Origin of the sequence: Chitinophaga jiangningensis (genome assembly GCF_900142605.1) — a bacterium.
GTDB classification, from domain to species: Bacteria; Bacteroidota; Bacteroidia; order Chitinophagales; family Chitinophagaceae; genus Chitinophaga; species Chitinophaga jiangningensis.
On sequence record NZ_FRBL01000001.1, the window covers coordinates 744197 to 763312 of the forward strand.

Below are 19116 nucleotides of genomic sequence, written 5' to 3' on the forward strand. Positions count from 1 at the left end.
CAACTGTGCCGGCAAGAAATACGCACAAATTTTCTTTCATGAGGAATTATTTTGCAACCCAGCCCGTTGCACCCGTGCCGGATTCTTTAACGTATAGGGTTGAACCTGGCCCACCATCTGTGCGGGTGTATAGCGCACCTATATTACCAGGCACAACTCCCTCCGGCGATCCAGCGCCAGACGACCATCTTACCTGACCTTCACCTACCACAATTGATCCGCTTTGAATTGATCCAACGGTGAACTGACCAAGAATTGTCGCACCCTGCGCGACATATAGTGACCCGGAAAGATTAGCATTACCAGTAGAAAGAGTAGTTGTGGTTCCATTATTGGTGAGGCTCATACCACCGGAAGGAGATGAAACACGGAAGTCATTCACAGTAATATTCATATCACTGAATTGTCCACTTCCATCCATTGCTTGAATCATCGCTGTTTTACGGCCAGGGGTCGATGATTCAACATTGTACATTAATAGGTTAGCATTCGCATCTAACGTCGTCATCAGTTCCAGATATTTTTCCAGGTTATCACCTGACATTTCACCAGTAATCATTCCGCCCACATTGAACCCAAATGTTTTCGAGGTACCGTTCACAGATAGAGTGGTGGTTGGCGACAGGGTTCGAATTCCAACCTTATCCCCAACCAGACCATTACCACTTATTCTAAAGGTCGCTGGCTGATCTTTTGAATCCTGTGCCAGGATCGGGTCTGCATCGCTTGATTTCGTTAAGGTATACCAGTTACTTCCGTCGTTTTGAACTGTAAAAGCCGTACCAGCAACGATAGGAACTGAGGTTTTACCATCAATATTCGACGTCCCTGCAGGTGTAACTGTCGCGGTTTTCGAATTGTCATTGACACGTTTAAAAACGAACGCACAATTTCGACAATCAGCTACAGCTGGTAAACGGTAGGTTTGATTGTAATACATCGGTCCAACAAGAATCGTATGATGCTCCGGTGTAAGGTTTATAGTTTGACTGGACTCGTCCGGCGGTAGGACATGGGTAGCTATATTACTATTAAAACGAATATAAGAAGGACTGGCGTTTGAAAGCTTTATTGCAGATATATCAGCACTTCCATCATTATTGGTTCCTCCGCTGATGGTCCACCTAGAATTGGATGTGCTACTTTCTCCAAACACAGTCCCTTGAGTACTTTTAATCTGAGTTGCCTGCATGTTACCCAAAACATTTAGCACACTGTTAGCACCCACAGGGAGAGTTCCATTGCCTCCAACGAAAACAGAACCACCATTAGGTTGTAGTGCCAACATACCCCTGGTATTACTATTCATGTCAGACTGAATAAACCCTTGAGAATAGGGGCCGCGATTGATCACTCCGGACGAGAGCCGGTAGGCGGTATCATAAGATGGAGAAATTACGAACTGCCCTAAGGAGAAAGAAGGGGCTTCTGAAATTACGCTTAGCTTACCTACTCTGCCGGAACCGGTAACTGAAAACGAGGCATTCTGCGGCACCAGTGGGTCTGCCTTAATAAAATCCTGAGCAGATACCGCGTCATCCCAAGACTTAATCCACCTGCCATTTAGGTAAATACTGTCCTTGACTGTTACTCTTGAAAAATTACCGGCCGTTTGTCCTATGGCCGAGATTGATAACAGGGTAATTACAATGGAGGAAAATAATTTTTTCATAAATAATTAGAATTTAAAAAAGGTGACTAAGGCATCAGAATCTATGCCTGTGAAAAATATTTTTACCGGAGCAAAAGCTGCATATCTTCCAATCGTTGTTAAGAGTGGCTCATTCGCTTTAACAAAGATCGCAGGCTGGATATCAGCAGCTCCAGGAGAGCTACCGATACTCAACGTGATATCAGTTGTAGGAATTATGGCAACTGCATGCAGCAGCTGTCCTTTGGGTAGCTCATAAAAATGATCGTTAGTGATCGGAAGCGCTGCTTGACCTGCATAATTATCCAGTGTCCAGCTAACAAAATTATTTACGACGGTATTTTGGTGCGTAAACAGAATCACATCTTGCATTTGTGGGGTGTTTTAGCGTTGATAAAATTTTATGGTAATATCCTCTGTCACTCCAGAGAAGTAAATAGTGTTAGCAGAGTAAATAGTCGCGAAGGCCAGTTCATTCGCTGCATAAAATACGTCCGGTTGAATCTCATCTCCTCCAGCAACTTTGCCTATGCGGAGTATTACATCAGCCGCAGGCAGAATGGTAATAAATTCTATTACCTTTCCATTGGGATTGTGTGCTCCATCAGCCTGAAATAGGACCTCCTGAGGGCCATTTAAATTGAGAAGTTGATCCAGGAGATCTGCAAGGTCATTAAACCTGCCTGCAACATCAGTTTTAAGGATACTCTCAGGGAGAGTTTTATCTGTAATGCTGGATTTGACCAGTTGCTTAAAGAATTCAATCTCCGGTCTCATTATTCAAATAAATTTTCAAAACGGTGTTCAAATAAGCGGATGTAGGTATCAACAGGATTACCGTGTACTGCATTAATCAAGTTTTCGCAGTCTATGGCCAGCAAAACGAACGAAAACGGACCAGCTGCACCGGAAAGTTGTCCCACCTGCTGATTTTGCAAATCCTGATTCCAAATATTGATATACTCAATCTTGTTATTGGCTTTGCCAATAACATCCAAGTGAATGTTCAGCACGTTCACTGGATAACTGTTGGGTTCCTGGTCTTCAGTAGTCATCATCGGTAATATGTGAATGCATCCCTGACATACACAATATTTTTCAAAGTAATCATAGTAGCCAGCAGCTTCCTTTTCTGTCACTTGCACGCCCGTACAGTTACAATAAGCTGTTAAAAAACTGTAGTAATCCATTACCATTTCCCAATTGGGCAATTTTCAGTTACGACCATGGTCTTCTGCAGGCAAGGACAGTGGCAGTGAGTACAGCTCAATGCATTTTCATACTTTGCAGATCCATTTAAAAAATGGAGATATCCCTTCCTCTGACTATCTGGGCATATACCACAGATTTTCAATCGAAGATCCGATAACTTCCCTTCAACAATGGAGGTTGGGAGGATACCAAGTTGCTTACCCCATCCCAATAAGACATTTTTAATCTTCATAGCAATTGCAATTTTCATGGTTATCAACATCATCATATAGACCTAAAACCAAGTCTGACTTGCGCTTATAAGCAACACCTTTAGTATCACAGCCACAATCCTTTTTGTATAATGGATACTTCCGCTTATTTGCGCACAACCAGGTATGCATGGCCTCCATAAGAGGATCAACCCTATCCATCATCTTCTTATCCATCATCCATTTTACAGTAGCTAAAGTTGGTGAAACTTCGCCGGCAGTAGTCATGGGCCCGGAAGCAGGAACAGAATGGGTAACGCCAGCTGAGCTAAACTGAACAAACGCCTCAGGGGTTGATAATAGCATCACACATTCGGCAGTAAGTTTCCAAAGGTGTTGCTTCCACAATAGCAAATAATCCACTGACAAGAACTCCATTGCATTAATAACATCACCATTCACCAGGCCTGCCTCAGGCAGAAGTTGAAGAAAACCCCCTCTGTTATCATCCGTTATTTCCTGGTTCTTTATGCGGGCAATATCATAATACATTCCATCCCCCAATGCCGGTCTTACCAAACGCTCCTCAGCAACAATTATGGACTGCTGAATCGTCCGTGGGTCTAAGGTGTGTTTCGTCGGCGCATGAAAAATCACCTCGTCAGTAGTGATGAGAACATCGCGCAATAGTGGGTTAATCCTGTACATTGGTAACGTCTTTTTTTTGCTTCAATTCGGATAAGTACATTTCACCTTTTGTTGTTGGGTCTTCTGGTAGGCCTTTGGCACGTCGAACCTCATTAACACGGACAGCCGGCGTAACATCAACATCAGTAAGTCCGCTTATATCAATATTAGTTTGAATTTGGATGTTGGATGGGTCGATATTAAACCCCATCCAGGCAGCAGCCAACTTAAATACGTGATACCAGACTTCATTATAACAATCCTGCTGGGCTGGAAGGATAACATTCCGATTTGTCCATTCCAGGACTTTGGTAAAAAAACCTGATCCCTTACCCATGGCGCTCTGCGACATCACTCCGCATAGAATAGGATCCCATTCGTTTGCTACAAAAATCTTATCCTGCCATTTATCATCAGCTTCGATGAAGCTACCGTCCCGGGATGTTTCTAATGTATGTAGATCAGATCCATCTATACCTTCTTCGGAGGCAACAACCATAACACGACCACGCTTCCCATCACCAGTATGCGTCTTAACAGCCTGCTTGCCAATCCTATTGGCTTCATCCTGAGATAAATTCCCTTTTAAAGCCAAAATTGCTGACAGCACCATATTATTATCAAAATTGTCCAAATTATATCTGGCTCCTTTGTACTCAAGAATCTGGTGTATCATGGATGCGACGGCGGTAGGCAGCCCGTAATATGGAAATCCAGAAAAGGTGTTCTGATACCAGATTACTGTTCTTTCGGAACCATCCGGCATCTTTTTCCAATTTGCCGAATCCTTGTTTAATGGATTATAAATAGGTAGTTTCTTGGACCTGCGTATTTCGTCCCGAGTAAGACAGCGAGCATTCCTGAGGAAAAGCTTAGACTGGAGTGCAGTATCACAGATGTCATCTTCATCCGGAGAGCCCAGCCTCCACTCCATAAAGTTGTGCACATACACACAGAAGTATGGCGTTCCCGCCACCTTAAACCTCACCAATTCAATCGGAACGTTGCCCCATGTAAAAAAATCTTCAAACAATTGCTTACTGGCTTTCCTGGCCGAACTGCTCTTACGGTTGATTGTCTTCATCCATTGAACAAAATTCGGATCAAGGTCTTTACCATCAATAGATGCAAACCCATCTCCAACACAGTAGCGCGACTTGGAAACAATGCATCGGTTGTGAGTAGGCGATAGCAACCTTGCTTCCAGCATTTGTCTGGCAAAATCGTCCGATGGCGCCAGGTACGGCAAATACTGTGTCCCGGAAGTGAAGCTATAAGCTCGACCACTGGAGTCCAGTGGTATCGGATTCTTCGCATCTATCCTCACCTCGTTGCTCACCCTTGGTTTCTTCGCGGAAGTACTCTTCGATTGAGTTTTGTTGTGCTTCTGTGCCTGATGGGATTTCTTCATTTGCTAATAATTGAGTGCGTATGGAAAAAAGCTGCTGCTCAGTTTTCGCTTGTAGCAGTTCGGATAAGGGTGGCAGATCATCAAATAGTTTTAACAGTGTCGGATCATTGCTTTTTATAGCAAGAATGGCTAAATCTATCAGATCATCACGCTCCTTTAACGGAAGGGCACTGTGTCCATACGCGACTACAGTGCCCAAATAAGCATCTTTAACTTTAATCATGGCAAAGATTACATAAGGTCCGTAATGGTAGACCAATCACCGGTGTAGACACATGCTTCCCGTGTATAGGCCCCTTTAAATACAATGTTACCACCGTTGAAGTCGTCGAATACCTTCCCGCTGGTACCGTCACTATCCGCCATTTCCACCTTCCATCGAGGGATTTCCTTTGCATTTACAAATCGCTCTCCCAAAACGAAAATTTCGCCTGAATTATGACGAATAACGAGGCCGACACCGGCACAAGAACTGGCAGCATCCATCATGATTAACCAAGAGGTAAGCTCTTTTGACAGCCGGTTTGCCTGAAATTTCACCTCATGATCATAGCGCACAGATGCTCCTTTTCGGCTTTGCTTCCAGGTGCGTTCAGCCTCGCCTTCCTGGAATGAGATCCCAAACATTTTGGCACCATTCTCGGCCGTGGCGCCTTCACGAAGGGCGATTGCAGAATAGGTAGAATCGTCATCCACGGCTTGAGTGAAATTAAAGTCGGCTGGATCAAAGGCAGCCAGATCACTAATACCACCACTGGTAGGACCGCACACCCTTGTAAATGGTTTGAGTTTAATACTTAACATTTTATACTAAATTAAAATGGATGAATGAAAATGTTACGCCCAAGAAGATAATGCTACCACGATGTACTCAGGCAAAGCGATTTGGGTACCAACCTTGAGAAACAAACGGTAATACCACTGCATCTCCTTTTTTTCATACCATACTTCTAAGGCAGTTGTACCATCCTCACCTTCACCATACTTTTTGTCTGTTCCGAAAACAAAGTTTCCACGTAAGGTAAGTACTGCTGCGTAGCCTTTACTGCCTTTCAGCTCCTGGATGATTGGTGACCAGATACTCTCTACCAATACGGGTATCCCATCATAGGAAAGAGTCTTTATACCATTTGATAGAAGTGTATACCCTTCAGCCTCTTTGCCGAATAGCTTGAGGTAATTGCCGTATCCACGCGCAATTTCTTTTGATACATAAAAAGCCTTCTGAGAATCCTGGAAGGAATCCATCCGCACCGGCTGGCGGTCGAACATTGACTTGATCAAATTGTATGCTTCCTCGGGATCAGCAGAATAATCTGTACCGTCAGGAATCTGAAGAGTTTGGTCTGCAGGGATGGCACCAGCGGAAATGTACTTTTTAATCCATTTAAAAATTCCGTCAAAGACATTGGTGCTCCACTGAGCGTTTACTGGCGGCACACGCTCAATATCACCAAAGTAGGCGTTAGACGCAATATCTGTGCGCATTGCACCCTGAAAAAATGGCAAAATATTACCTTCGAATGCCGGATCTTGATTCCGGAAATCTTTTAAATCTCCCTGATAAAATTCATTGCGACAAAAGGCAGTCGCTCCATATACTTCATCTGTAGAAATCTGTCTGATAGAGGCACCTGCGACCTTTTTATAATTGATATCACACGATGCATCTCGGCGCTGCAGGATATTCTGCACACGGCGAATATCAATAATGGGGCGTTTACTTACCACATTGTCCATGATTGTAAACTCATTAAGCAACCCTTGAAATTCTGATCCATCTGGAATCAGATCAGCAAAGGCAGGAGCTATAATCAATTCGTGGAATGCAAGTGAATCTAATGAAAATGTTTGTTGCATAATTGGGGTTATTAATGGATGAACGGCTGTACAGTTTATTGTTTGTCCCAGTTAGACACTTCACCAGCAGCGGCAATCTTAAACCAGGTACCATCCGCAATAAGACCTGCATCTGAAATTACGGTCACGGATATATTAAGCCCTTTTGCAGCATTTAGGTTGGCTACACTGATTACTTTCTTTCCAGCCACACCTGTAACGGTAATAGAATCAGTTATGTCTTTACCATAGTGATCATGGACTTTTACAATCACTTTTTTCAATGCCTGACCAGCAGGATATGTAGAGGCATCTGTCACTTCTAATGTTTTGGCTGCACCATCATAGGTGTACTGCACCTTTGGTGTAAAAGCCGAAATCGGCCCATTGCTTCGATAGTGAAGAAGGTCTTTGTTATCAATAGCATTCATGGAATGGAGTATATGGGGTTAAATAATACAATGGATTAAAGGCCGGCCTATTCCGCTTTGTTAAATTTACCTCTGCCCTCATTTGACACTTCGGAATTCTGGGCTGTAGTTTTTTGACCGATTTTATTCGCTATCTCAGATTCGAGCTCGGTCGCCTTATTGGTTAAAGTGGTAATCTTATCATCATACACACCTTTAATCTCATTGATAATGTTGCTTTTCATTGAGTTAACCTGCTCAGTCACCAAATTAGTCACCTCTGTTTCCAGTGATCCAAGTGACTTCTCCAAGGCATCAGCCAACTGGTTACGGATATCTTCCGTCGTTGCATTTTCCGCAGGCTTAAAATTACCTTTAAAGCCTTCCAGGAAGTTTTTAAGAAAGTTTTTCATGTCATTATTTTGTGTTAATAAAATTTGCTGAAGATCGAAAGGAGGCTGTGTTACTAAGGCAGAGTTATAGGCAGCTATTCCTGCTTTATTTTTGAAACCCCAAGGTTCCGCTGTGACCTTGTTAGTAACGTTTGAGGTGGACAAATTATCGACTTCCTTTACAAATCCTTTAGCTACGGCTTCTTCCGCAGTCATCCAGGTTTCAGCATCCATCATGGCAGTTATTTCCTGTTCCGACAACCCGGTTGCTTCACAATAGAAATCGCGGATTTGATTGTTAAACTTACGCAGTGTGGCAGCCTGGCGTTCCACTTCATTTACATCACCCCAAGCCCAGCCTGATGCATTATGGACCATCCACCAGGTGTTTGGTGTAAGGGCGGGAACTTCCCCTCCCATTACAATGTAGGTACCAGCAGAAGCTACCAGTCCTATACCAATTGCATCAACCTTTACACCGCTCCTTTTAAGCTGTTGCATATAATCATATATAGCCATAGCATCAGTGACACTCCCACCAGGAGAGTTCACATGGAATTTCACTGATGAAGGATTGGCTGCGTTAATCTGCTCGCGGATTGATTTGAAGGATACCGAAGTCGTATCACCAAACCACACCTCATAGATTTCCTGTGTTTCTGCATCAACAATGGCCCCGTCGATATAAATATCAAGGTGGCTATTGGAGTTATTTTGAATTCGGTAGTTAAACACCTGAACTGGTCGCTTCATGAAATTTATTTCTGTTACAAATTTGTAATTATTTTAAATGTAATCACTTTAATATAATTACATATTATGCCCAAAAAGGGCACAGTATTTTAATTGCACTTATCACATCGGCCTCGGACTTGCTTTTCAGTAATGCCTAACTTCTGAGAGATTTTTCCATATGAGGCATTATTCTGTCTTAGAAGGCACACCTTTGCTGCAGTTAACGCATCTTCCCCAATTAGGTGAACAAACTGCTCCCAGTTCGTCATGGCCATCTCCTGAAGCTTCTTATCGAGGTCTGTCATCATAATGTACCTGGTGATTGTTGTTTAACCTTTTTTTGAAGCGCATTTCGAACTGAATCAGTATCCTGCGTCACCTGTAGGCGATCTATACGCCCCGAAACAGCTACTATTGCTGCCCCTTGCTGTTGCAAAGTTTCAATAATCGAAGAGAACTGTACATCAACATTAGTGGTCGGCATGGCAGGTGATGCCGGTAACGTATAGTATGCCGGAGCCGGTAGCGATGTGCCTAAACTGCCGCCATACGCAAATTTGTGCAACATCCCGCCAGGGGCAAAACTCACCCCACCTCCAAGTTGGTTCAAAGTGCTTGCAATTTGAGCATGGTTACCGGTGATAGTAAATTTGCCTGAGGGGGCGTTCCGGGTACGGATAATCGACAATTCATTTACCTCTGCTTCATACTGGCGCCCCCGGAAACTAAATGGAGTACCTCCTGCAGAATGGGGCTTTCCTCCAATTTTACCTCCGAGAGCTGGCATACCACCATATTCAAATTTGGTACTTTCTATTTCTTTTACTCGAAGGGCATATCTGCCTAATGCCATAAGAGAAAAAATACCCCCGGCAATAGGACCAGCTATCGGGCCCAGTTGATAGGCGCTGGCCCAAATGTTCGCCAATTCCGTTGCTAAGGCAATACGAGCCTCAGCTTTTTTTACTCTTTTCAAATCCTCGCCTGCTTTTACCTCTGCCTGCCGCTTTTTATTGGCATACTCTTTATCAAGCCTTTCCTGTTCTGCCTGGCTCTGTGTCCTTGCCTTTTTTTGCTGTAGTTCAAGATCCAAGCGTTCTTGCTGTGCTCTTAGGCTTTCTTGTATCTGTGCCCTCTCGCTGTCAAAATAACTATTCATCGCATCCTTGGCCAGTGAATAGGTTTCGGCGATCGCTTTATCAACGATTTCAGTATACTCCGACGAAATCCGCAATGAGGAGGAAATACCATCTCTGATAAGTTCCTGAATAGACCGGGTGTGACTCCGGATCGAAGACTCATTGGCATCATGCAGCGCTTCCTGCTTTTTATATAGTGCCTCCACAAAAGAGTAATACTCCTGATCACTGATTTTTTTCTGATCCAGCAACTGCTTATATAATGGTAATTGCTGTTTCATCGCATTAACTTCCCTCGCAAGAACGCCAACTGCTTCGGTTTTATCCACCTTATCAGTGAGCTGCTTTTTCCTGGGAGTAGTCATAGATGGGTCTCCGAGTATTTCTGCTCGTATCTTAGCCATTTTCAGTCGGAAATCAGATATTCCTTTTTCAGCCTGTACCATTATATCGGCTACTGATTGTTTAGAAACGGCTATTTCATCACGTGTAAGATCCTGTTGCACCTGTATCATAGCATTTTTCCTATCCACAGAATTTTGTCGTGAACGAATTGAAAACTGCTTTTCCAGGGTATCCATTTCTGAATTAAACTTTTCTTGAGCGGCAAGCATTAATTTATCAGCTGCAAGTTTTGCCTGCGCTTTCTCCAAATCGGAAGATCTTGGATTATCTAAAATGGCTTTCAGAGCTGCTTCGGCCTGCTTTTTACTTTGCTCAAGCTGGGATAGTGCATTACGTTCTTTTAATGCGAACAGCTGCTCATTGGTTTCCCGTTCAGCCGTGATGCGTTCCAGCTTAAGTTCCGAAATTAGCTTTTTCTCAGCTGCATTTCCTGCAGTCACCAACTTCAACTTTTTATCTACTGCTTCCTGATTTATATGAAGTACGGAAGCCAGGTAATCCTCCTCAGAAACTTTCCCTTCCGTATATCGTAGCTTCTGATCTGCCAGCAGCTGATCACGCTGTGAATCGATTTCACGTAATACATCTTTGTCAGATCCAGTCAAGCGTGAGCCATGGTAGAGGCTATCCTTAAATTTTCCGGTTTCTTTATCTAATTCATCCTGAAGTTGTTTTCTGCGGGCAACCAGATCCGCCAGTTTCTTACTCCCAAATTCTGCCTTATCTATTTCATCATCTAATGCTTTCAATTCGGCCTTTACAGTTTCTGCATTTCGTACAGGCTTAACCGTTGGTATAGACTTATTTCCTGCATCCACCGTTGCTCCCAGTTTGGTAAGCTTAGCTTTAACAAAATTGTTTGCCTGCTCAACTTCCAAATCTTTCGCAGCAATCGCTGCCTTCACCCCATTAATCGCTGCATCAACCGTGCTAACACCTGTAAAAATTGAACCCGTCAGAGCTCCAAACGGCAACCGGCGCCCGGCAGGCAGAAAGCTTCGTTCTTCTTCGGTTAAATCTCTCTTACCAGTTAAACCTTGCGCACGCTTAGTTTCTAAGTCGTATAGGGTCTTTTGAAGTTTGGTACGTTCCTCAATGGCTTTATTTGAAATTGCTTCACCAGCCTGCAATTCTGCTTTTTGTTTGAGTGACTGTATGTAACCATCCAAAATCTGCTTACCTTCTGCGGTACGGATATTCTCAAGTGTTAATCCGGATAAATACTGCGGTGACAAAGCAATCAAATCCTGCAGTGCCTTAGTCCGAGAAGCCAATGAAGCGGTATTATCTTTGGCAACGGCAGTGAGAACAGACATGCGGTTGATGATTGTATCTGTCTGCTGCTTCACCTGGTTAGCTACCTCTGCATTAAGTTTAAGCTGTGCGGCATGAGCACCCAAAGCCGCCGATGAATTGGTCACCGCAGCACCAAGCGCAACAAACGCCCCAGCCAACAGCCCGATGATAGTCAATATGACTCCCAATGGAGTAGCGCGTATCGTATTATTGAAAAGTAGTGCAGCGGCAGTTGCAAGGCGATATGCGCCGGTAACGACACCTATCGAAATAGCAAAGGCATTCTGTAAAATTGTAATTGCCGCAAGAGCTACCCTGCCGGCAACTAGCTGTGCGTTAACCAGTAGGAGCCGCGCATGTGCAATCAGCATCTCCTTATTGAGTACTGTCCAACCTACTGTCCACAAAGTGAGAAGTGTTAAGATAACCGGCAAGTTGGAGAGAAAAAACAGGATAACACCTGAAATACCAGTTAATGTTGCCAGGAATGCCTTGCTGCCGGCTGCGTCAGAAAACTTTTTACCAATTTTGTCGAGTGTTGCAGCCAGATTCTCATTTTTGGCATTAAATGCGTCCAATACCGCCCCAGTATCTGCTGTAGCTTGCTTGGCACGCGCGATCCGTTCACGAAAAACATCTGCTTTCCCTCCGAGAGTTGCCAATATAGTGGTCGCCCGGCCGGCACCGAGTTCTGCATCGGCAAGAGCGGCAGCCACATCTTCAATTCCAGTACCAGACTTCACCAGGTTTTCAGAAATACGAAGCAAGGCCTCCGCAGGATTATTATTAAGCAACTCACGGAATTGATCAGTTGTCATCTTGGCAATAGCTGCATATTTCTCCGTTTCAGAAGCCAGTTTCGGTATCACTTTTACCAGCACCGTAGAGGATACCTCCGCTGACTGTTTAAATTCTTCAAACCCTGCACCCAGCCCAATGACATCAGGAAGTGTAATATTTGAAATTTGGCGAAGGCCAGCCATACGGCCAGCGAAGTCGTTAATATATGGGACACTGGCCACCGTTTCATTCGCCAATGTACGGATGCCATTTCCAATCTGAAGGATACGTTCACCAGTGATCTCACCATCAGCATAAAAAATATTTATCAATTTCGCGAATGTCTCTGTCCCCTCTTCCACGCTGCCAAAATCTTTACCAAAAGCGACTTTAGTAATATCAACTGCTCGAGCTACCCCTAATAAATTTTGTTCAGTGGTACCAGCACGCAGCGCCACATTGGCAATATTTTCCAGTTCCTTCACCTTGGTTCTGGTATCCAGCTGCCGCAGGCCGGATACGATAGCATCTGCCCCACCTACAGCTCTTCCCAGCTCTATTTCCAAAGCTGTGGTTTCATCAGAAATTTCTTTTGCCGTGGCAACTCCACGTTGTAATCCGCTGAGCATTGCCTGAACGCCCACATAACCTAGAACAAACTGTGCTATCTGATTTCTTGCTTCTTTAAATCCAGCAGATATGCTGGCGGTGATCTGGTTACCGATATCACCTGCGCCACGGAAGTCATTTCTGAGCCGATCAACTTCTTGGCGTAGCCTTATTGCCTCCTGACGGTTCTCAATCATCTGTCTCTCAACAGCCTCAAGGCTACCTTCACCGGTAACACGGATGGCACTCAAATCATTACGCAATTCCTGAAAAGTGCTATCCAAAGCCTTCAAGCGGGTTTGTGCCTTAGTAATCTGACCTGAAATAAGGTCATCCAAGCCAAGACGTTGAAATGACTGGATTATTCCCGAAGTATATTCACCAACCAACAAGTTATCCCGGGTGAACTGCCGGCGCCAATCCTGTTCAGCTTTGGATAATACTTTGAGTTTCTCAATAGCCTGGTCATAGGCTAATATTTCACCACGGAAAGAAACTTGTTGACCGGGAGATACTGCCTTTGTAGCGCGTGATAGTTCACGCGCTTCACGAGCAATGGCATTATAACTCCCCGCAACACCATCCAAAGCCAACTTTTCCTGCTTCCGTTGACTAATCTCTTGCTGGCGTTGAAGTTGTTCCTCCTTAATCTTCAATGCTGTCTGCTCTCTGGCAGTGCGTAACTCAGCCTGCTTTCGAAGCTCTTCGTTTACAAAATCCCGTTCCTTCTCACGCTGGGTGATTTCCGCCTGCCGAGCTGCTTGCTGTGCCTTAGCTTCATTCATTAAGCGCTGACGCTCAACGCGCAACTTTGCCTCCTCCTTAGTGAGATTTGCCAGTTCTTCCGATAGCTTCCGCGCCTCAGCTGAGTCCTGTGAGGTATTAAAACGCTCTGAAGCTGATTGCTTTGAACGGCGGATTCGTTGGAAGGCGGCATCCACATCATTTAGTTCCCTAATTATGGTATCATAACCCAAAGTCTTTAGGGAATAAATCTTCTCAACTTTACCTATAGCCATTATTGTCCATTTGGGCCTGGGATGTCACTCACCAAGCATTTTAATTGAAAATATTTGGTATCAAATTGGTCCTTCAGATTTACCTGCAGAGAAGGATATACGGAATCGAAATCAACTTTGGTAACCGGTGCCCATTTACGCAGATAACACTCAACCGGCTCCTGGGTTAGTGGCCGATAATTGACTATTTCTACCAGTTCCCATCGTTGTCCACGACAGACCTTATGTTCACGATGAAACCAGTTAGTCACATCATAGTTATTCAATTTCATATAAGTACGGTAATATTGGCCGTTCCGCATGATGGCAAATCGCTGTAGGAAAAATCTCCGAAATAGGCCATATCCAATCCTGCTGCCTATCTTCTCATCGGAATAAGAAAGAACTGGATCAGCCTCCCCACCTGGATGGTAGTTTACAGCGAACATAAATGGTAATGAGGTATAGGCATTAACTATTCCACCCGCTTTATAACGCCAACCTCCAACATTTTGACTCACACCCTTATAGTAGGCTAGCTTGGGCTGGAAGGTGTTCTGACTCTCATTATTGGATGTATTACTGATATTTTCGGGAATAATACAGATCAATTGTGGACGAACACCAGTAATATCCTGCCATTGCGGTACATCCCCATGCATCGTCGGCGCGAAAAATCTATTTTCTATACTTCGCTTTTCTGCCTTGAATCGATCAGGAAAAACATATTTTGCAGCCGCCAGTATCGTTGTATTGCGATCCTGCACTACCTTTAGTATCCCATCATTACTATCATCCTTAAATTTCATGTTCACTTCTCTCTCATAGTCGCGAAATAGCTCTACAACTGAATTTTTAGACAGATCTTGCTTCACCGACCAATCCAGCCAGTCTCCATTAAAATATCCGACCATGGTGGGCTGTAACGACTCATTCAGGCTATATGGATGCGCAGGCTCGCATAAAACAACTTTAGAGATACTATCAGCACCCAACAGGAGGTTAAAAGAATCCACTACCCCTGCTATTAGGTCCACCACTTTATAGTTTTTGAAGGCATTGTAGTTCTCAAAATCAATATTACCTCCTATTGGTATCCTGATGTCTGATAATGAAAAACCAACAACATCAATCTTGGTCCAACAATAGGCCAAGCCCAAAGCCTTAGTATATACCTTAGCAGAGATTGAATCTCCGGCAACTACCGAAAAGGTAAAGTAGTCTTCCCAAAAATCACGCTTGGTAAAATCAAACTGGTTGCCTGTATTTTGGTGAATAATTTCTCGATGGCCATTTGGGGCCGGCACTCCATTAATAAAAAGCTCTACTCTAACTAAAATTTCCGCGTTCACCGGTACATAAACTTCCCAGTCCAGCTGCAGGAAAAAAGTTGCCTCGATGCGTTGATAATTAAAAGCCGGCAAATACGTCCATTTCATTTCAGCAGATCCAGGTAGGTACTGGTAAACCCCATTTGCATCAAACCCTCCGTCTGTATTGTCGTTACTAGCCTTAACATCCAGGTAACCATCATAACGTAAGGTACTTTGAACTCTTTCGGTACTTTTGGCCAGAAATTTTAAATTATCCTGGCGGTTACCCTCTGCTGAAAGGAAATTACCCCAGGTCCATGGCAATACAAGCCGACGGAAATAATCAGTATCGAAGAAAGCTGATTGGATACGGTACCCAATAGATTTAAATGCCCAGTATATTATCCAGTACACGGATATAGATGGCTTTAAGTATAATGGAGTCATGTACGCATCGGTGAAGGCATCATTCTCAACCTCAGTATCCATTGAGTCCATAGTATCCCTGTAACGCACTGGAGCAAAAACATACGGTAAATTCTCATTTCGTCCATCGAAAGCCCAGGACTCCGAAATCGCGGATTCAGTAAAGGTGAAGCTAATATGCTTAAGGAAGTCATATATTGTCGCTTCACGCAAGGAAATGATCCAGTCCCCATTATTGCCATAAAGGTCGTACTCATAGGATACCGGAACAGCATTATGCGCACTTGAAACCTGAAACCCTTTTCCCACCAAAAGTTCCACTCCAGCAGCGACTACAGAAGCTTTGCGTGCCGCTCGGAATAGCTGTCCTGTTGTCATATCCTCTACGCTTGGGTTGTGGAGCGTATTTCCTACCTGATCATTTTCCACGGTTGCCGGCACAGTAATACTTAGTGCTTCTGAGGACTTTTTACGGGTAAAATCTTCTGCATCCTCTAATTTATAGGAAATTGATATTCCCGCAGTATTATCCTCAGACTGTAGAAGAACCTGATCATCAATTAAAACTTCAACAAATTCACGTTTAGCCATATCAGTTACGTATTGTTAAGTCGGAGTTACTCATTGTATATTCAATAGTAAACTCATACTGGTATCGATCCGATACAGCGCGAGTTACCACTGATGAATCCACAATTGTAATTGGAAGATAGTCATCTGCCTGGCCCTGTACGCCTTTCCATTCCATCCAGGCCATGGGACTATCTAATACCTCTTTAAGCCATTCCATTTCAGCTTCTGAATACACTATCGTTGTGACCCTATAAGTGTCATTTGCAGTAACTTTGAATCTGCGCGTTCCGCCCTCCCGCTTGATATTGCTGGAAAGTGCCTGCCAGGATTCGCTTTGGCTTTTATGTGTTTCCTGCCATAGCTCGAAATTTATTGCATCAACGCCCCCCAAATAATTAATAAAGTGTATTCTAATGTTCTCACAATAGGTTTCGTGTATCACTCTACCGCACGTCGCCACAACAGCTTCCTCTGCATTTAACACTTCAATAAAGTATTCCGCTATACGCGGCCAATCCAAATCAGGAAAGAGAGTTTCTAAGTTTTTGGGGCCGTTGGGAATTTGGTACACACCAGGTACTTCCATCAGAAATTTAATTTAAGATCAACAATATTTGCATTGAATAATTCCACCGGAATATTTATCCAGGTATTGTTTGGCGTATTCACGTTACTTGTCGCTTTTAAAACTCCATCCATAAATAGCTGGTAGTTTCCCACGATCTGCTTGCCATTCGAAGAATACACATGAAGGCGCACAGCTGTTGCTGCACGATCATTATGAATCTTTTCGAAAAGATAAAACGAAGGAGATGACCCTGCGTTGGAGCCAGCGCCCTGTATACGACCTGCGCTGTTGGAAATTGGATTTATTCCTGCCAAATCATATTCCGTTATATACGTTGAAACTCCCCCAGCGAAAAGATTTAACTTAAGGGTGTAGGATGAAGGCACATTAAACGTGGTTATTTCTGACAGATCAGACTCCCAAGGATTACAGTAGTTGGAAACCTTAATGGTATATGTCCTGTTAGGTTCCGGATTATTAAAATCATAGCTATTACCTGGCACAAAAATTTGACTAAAATCCGGATCTGTATCTTTTTTATAGTATAGATAATATCCAGAACTGCCTGAAACCACATTCCAGGACACCCGCCAAATATTGGCTGATATTCTTGTCACAGCAAGCCCAGATACCGGTTGACATGGGTTTCGATCTTCACCGATTGCAAGCATAGTGGAATCATCCACCTGGGTACAGTCACCTATAGCAGTAAAATAAAAATCATATTTACCTAATGGTAACGTGATAGCAATACTTGCTCCAATAACATTTTGTGCCTGTAAAGTGTCAGCTGTATTGGTTTTTCTATACTTTACTTTAACACCAGTTGCATATGGCGGTAATTGTTGCCATCCTAAGCTAATTGTTTGGGTACTGTCTGCATTAATAATAATACCTAATAGCACAGGAGTGATTACCGGGCAAGGTATTGGATAGCATTTCAGTCGCTGCTGGAAACCGGTTTGACCTTCAAATCTGTAATTCAACCTGATACACTTAAGAGGTGAATTATCAAGATGTACAAGTGGGAAGTAATCACTGTTGCCTGAACCTACTTTATAGGGTGCTGGTCTATGGGTAAGAGGATGAGTTTTCTCTGCCCAAACTCCAGACTTATAGTGAAATAGGTGCTGCGGCAGGTCCGGATTATCCTCATGCTGAAGCGCGGAGTTAACAATAAACGAAGTGCTACTCTGAAGACCTGTTCCAGATACCGCAGGCAGCGTTCCAGTAGCCTGAACCGGCACTGTACCTTCTGAGGTAATAAAACCATTTGTATCATAAAATCCAACTCTAAACCGGCAAAATACTTTTGTCAAACTTTTTGCGGCAAGGAATACGTCCCCAGCACCATTGGGGGCAAGTGCTGATCTGAGATACTCCTGGGCGGCATCCTGGATATCAAACCGCCATGCCCCTGTAATTAAAATCGTTGTGGATAGAGATTTATAATACACATTACCAAAATATATATCGCACCAAATAATTGCTGGAGTTTCACCACTCGGTGCAATCGCAGTAACTGCATACTGTATCTCCTGATATGCACCTTTTAAGGACGCAGCCCCTGGCTGGGTAACAATGGACGTAATAGGCATGATAAATTAAATTACTTCACTTTTAGTTTTCTGAAATTCTGTTTCTATTATGCTATCAAATCCTGAGAGCATAAACTGATCGAGATCAGAGCTACACTTGTCAAAGGCTTTGTCGATCATCTGCTTTCTTTCCCCTGTCTTCGAAAAGCCACCACTTGCGCGGGTGGGCATACCCTCCTCTTTATGTTTATTTGCGGTGGCGAACGCAGCCCGTGTTGCTTCCTTTTCATTCAGCCCTCGTAATCGCCAGAAGTTTATAAGGCCCTCAATATATTTTGAGCTACCAGCACCTGAGCCCGGAGCGTAGGGGATACGACCTGTGGTAACTCCGCTGTTCACCACAACTGCATAGCCAACGGCAGTGCCAGTTAAGGTACTTTCATCAGGAGAAGTCAGAACATAGCCAGCCAGTGAGGCCTGCATTGCTCCGGTCAAATAATGCCCCTGGCTGATACTTTCTTCACGAATAGCTTTCTCTATTATTCGTTGTCCCCCCCGCTGAACGTCCAGTAGTTTCATAGGCTTTGCAGGAGTTTGTTCTGCTGTTCTAAGGTTACTAGATGCGGCTGCATCTCCTTAAAATTGTGCAAAATCCTTTCCAGACAAGCACCACACCCAATTTGCAGTCCTGGTTCAATATAGTTTGACCAGATCGTAAATAGATAGAACATAGATGCATCCCCAGCATTAGCCACGGCATGGTAGATCATATTTGTAGCCAGAATTTCCCTGCGGTATTCAGCTGGAATTTTACCGGCAAAGTCGAGTACGGTTAATAATGGCATATTAGTTTAATATTAAAGTGTGAAGCTGTTTTTCTACGAACTTCCCGGTCAGACATTCGCGGATTATTTTTGCGTAACTGCCGGGCAAATGCTCGCAT

General features: G+C 43.7%; 17 protein-coding genes. All 17 read right to left on the reverse strand.

Translation table 11 applies throughout. The annotated features are described in order from the left end of the window. Nucleotides 1-46: 46 nt before the first annotated feature. A complete protein-coding gene (locus BUB18_RS03010; RefSeq protein ID WP_073077863.1) occupies nt 47-1672 on the reverse strand; it encodes a hypothetical protein in 1626 nt (541 codons plus the stop codon). A gap of 6 nt (nt 1673-1678) precedes the next feature. After that, entirely contained in the window at nt 1679-2023 is a 345-nt protein-coding gene (locus tag BUB18_RS03015) for a hypothetical protein (RefSeq protein WP_073077865.1), read from the reverse strand. 12 nt (nt 2024-2035) lie between these two features. Further along, on the reverse strand, nt 2036-2428 hold the full coding sequence (locus BUB18_RS03020; protein WP_073077867.1) for a hypothetical protein: 393 nt from the start codon (nt 2426-2428) through the stop codon (nt 2036-2038). Further along, nucleotides 2428-2841 carry a hypothetical protein gene (locus BUB18_RS03025; protein WP_143159807.1) on the reverse strand — a complete coding sequence of 138 codons (414 nt, stop codon included), beginning with the start codon at nt 2839-2841 and terminating at the stop codon, nt 2428-2430. Before BUB18_RS03025 ends, BUB18_RS03020 begins: the two co-directional genes overlap by 1 nt. 243 nt (nt 2842-3084) lie before the next feature. Then, on the reverse strand, nt 3085-3762 hold the full coding sequence (locus BUB18_RS03035; RefSeq protein ID WP_073077872.1) for a hypothetical protein: 678 nt from the start codon (nt 3760-3762) through the stop codon (nt 3085-3087). Next, nucleotides 3749-4825, reverse strand: a complete 1077-nt coding sequence (locus BUB18_RS03040) for a phage portal family protein (RefSeq protein WP_073077874.1) — start codon at nt 4823-4825, stop codon at nt 3749-3751. Before BUB18_RS03040 ends, BUB18_RS03035 begins: the two co-directional genes overlap by 14 nt. Before the next feature lie 187 nt (nt 4826-5012). Next, entirely contained in the window at nt 5013-5375 is a 363-nt protein-coding gene (locus tag BUB18_RS03045) for a hypothetical protein (RefSeq protein ID WP_073077876.1), read from the reverse strand. Between the two features lie 8 nt (nt 5376-5383). Next, entirely contained in the window at nt 5384-5923 is a 540-nt protein-coding gene (locus BUB18_RS03050) for a hypothetical protein (RefSeq protein ID WP_143159808.1), read from the reverse strand. Between the two features lie 66 nt (nt 5924-5989). Continuing rightward, nucleotides 5990-7012, reverse strand: coding sequence for a hypothetical protein (locus BUB18_RS03055; protein ID WP_073077879.1), 1023 nt, complete (start codon nt 7010-7012; stop codon nt 5990-5992). A gap of 35 nt (nt 7013-7047) precedes the next feature. After that, nucleotides 7048-7422 (reverse strand): hypothetical protein, encoded by a 375-nt coding sequence (locus BUB18_RS03060; RefSeq protein ID WP_073077881.1) that lies wholly within the window; start codon nt 7420-7422, stop codon nt 7048-7050. 47 nt (nt 7423-7469) lie between these two features. Continuing rightward, the gene (locus tag BUB18_RS03065) at nt 7470-8546 is read right to left on the reverse strand and encodes a head maturation protease, ClpP-related (RefSeq protein ID WP_073077883.1); all 1077 of its coding nucleotides are present in this window, start codon (nt 8544-8546) and stop codon (nt 7470-7472) included. Nucleotides 8547-8832: 286 nt separating this feature from the next. Beyond that, on the reverse strand, nt 8833-13776 hold the full coding sequence (locus BUB18_RS03075) for a phage tail tape measure protein (RefSeq protein WP_073077886.1): 4944 nt from the start codon (nt 13774-13776) through the stop codon (nt 8833-8835). Beyond that, nucleotides 13776-16085, reverse strand: a complete 2310-nt coding sequence (locus BUB18_RS03080; RefSeq protein ID WP_073077888.1) for a hypothetical protein — start codon at nt 16083-16085, stop codon at nt 13776-13778. The genes BUB18_RS03075 and BUB18_RS03080 overlap by 1 nt, the downstream gene beginning before the upstream one ends. Nucleotide 16086: 1 nt before the next feature. Beyond that, nucleotides 16087-16653 carry a hypothetical protein gene (locus tag BUB18_RS03085; RefSeq protein ID WP_073077890.1) on the reverse strand — a complete coding sequence of 189 codons (567 nt, stop codon included), beginning with the start codon at nt 16651-16653 and terminating at the stop codon, nt 16087-16089. Continuing rightward, entirely contained in the window at nt 16653-18233 is a 1581-nt protein-coding gene (locus BUB18_RS03090) for a fibronectin type III domain-containing protein (protein ID WP_073077892.1), read from the reverse strand. Before BUB18_RS03090 ends, BUB18_RS03085 begins: the two co-directional genes overlap by 1 nt. A gap of 6 nt (nt 18234-18239) precedes the next feature. Beyond that, nucleotides 18240-18752 carry a hypothetical protein gene (locus BUB18_RS03095; protein ID WP_073077894.1) on the reverse strand — a complete coding sequence of 171 codons (513 nt, stop codon included), beginning with the start codon at nt 18750-18752 and terminating at the stop codon, nt 18240-18242. Further along, nucleotides 18749-19018, reverse strand: a complete 270-nt coding sequence (locus tag BUB18_RS03100) for a hypothetical protein (RefSeq protein WP_073077896.1) — start codon at nt 19016-19018, stop codon at nt 18749-18751. The genes BUB18_RS03095 and BUB18_RS03100 overlap by 4 nt, the downstream gene beginning before the upstream one ends. Nucleotides 19019-19116 lie beyond the last annotated feature (98 nt).

What these genes read in the sequence shown, in the direction of transcription:
- BUB18_RS03010 (WP_073077863.1), bottom strand. Translation starts at nt 1,672, where the DNA reads ATGAAAAAATTATTTTCCTCCATTGTAATTACCCTGTTATCAATCTCG.
- BUB18_RS03015 (WP_073077865.1), bottom strand. Translation starts at nt 2,023, where the DNA reads ATGCAAGATGTGATTCTGTTTACGCACCAAAATACCGTCGTAAATAAT.
- BUB18_RS03020 (WP_073077867.1), bottom strand. Translation starts at nt 2,428, where the DNA reads ATGAGACCGGAGATTGAATTCTTTAAGCAACTGGTCAAATCCAGCATT.
- BUB18_RS03025 (WP_143159807.1), bottom strand. Translation starts at nt 2,841, where the DNA reads ATGGATTACTACAGTTTTTTAACAGCTTATTGTAACTGTACGGGCGTG.
- BUB18_RS03035 (WP_073077872.1), bottom strand. Translation starts at nt 3,762, where the DNA reads ATGTACAGGATTAACCCACTATTGCGCGATGTTCTCATCACTACTGAC.
- BUB18_RS03040 (WP_073077874.1), bottom strand. Translation starts at nt 4,825, where the DNA reads ATGAAGACAATCAACCGTAAGAGCAGTTCGGCCAGGAAAGCCAGTAAG.
- BUB18_RS03045 (WP_073077876.1), bottom strand. Translation starts at nt 5,375, where the DNA reads ATGATTAAAGTTAAAGATGCTTATTTGGGCACTGTAGTCGCGTATGGA.
- BUB18_RS03055 (WP_073077879.1), bottom strand. Translation starts at nt 7,012, where the DNA reads ATGCAACAAACATTTTCATTAGATTCACTTGCATTCCACGAATTGATT.
- BUB18_RS03060 (WP_073077881.1), bottom strand. Translation starts at nt 7,422, where the DNA reads ATGAATGCTATTGATAACAAAGACCTTCTTCACTATCGAAGCAATGGG.
- BUB18_RS03065 (WP_073077883.1), bottom strand. Translation starts at nt 8,546, where the DNA reads ATGAAGCGACCAGTTCAGGTGTTTAACTACCGAATTCAAAATAACTCC.
- BUB18_RS03075 (WP_073077886.1), bottom strand. Translation starts at nt 13,776, where the DNA reads ATGGCTATAGGTAAAGTTGAGAAGATTTATTCCCTAAAGACTTTGGGT.
- BUB18_RS03080 (WP_073077888.1), bottom strand. Translation starts at nt 16,085, where the DNA reads ATGGCTAAACGTGAATTTGTTGAAGTTTTAATTGATGATCAGGTTCTT.
- BUB18_RS03085 (WP_073077890.1), bottom strand. Translation starts at nt 16,653, where the DNA reads ATGGAAGTACCTGGTGTGTACCAAATTCCCAACGGCCCCAAAAACTTA.
- BUB18_RS03090 (WP_073077892.1), bottom strand. Translation starts at nt 18,233, where the DNA reads ATGCCTATTACGTCCATTGTTACCCAGCCAGGGGCTGCGTCCTTAAAA.
- BUB18_RS03095 (WP_073077894.1), bottom strand. Translation starts at nt 18,752, where the DNA reads ATGAAACTACTGGACGTTCAGCGGGGGGGACAACGAATAATAGAGAAA.
- BUB18_RS03100 (WP_073077896.1), bottom strand. Translation starts at nt 19,018, where the DNA reads ATGCCATTATTAACCGTACTCGACTTTGCCGGTAAAATTCCAGCTGAA.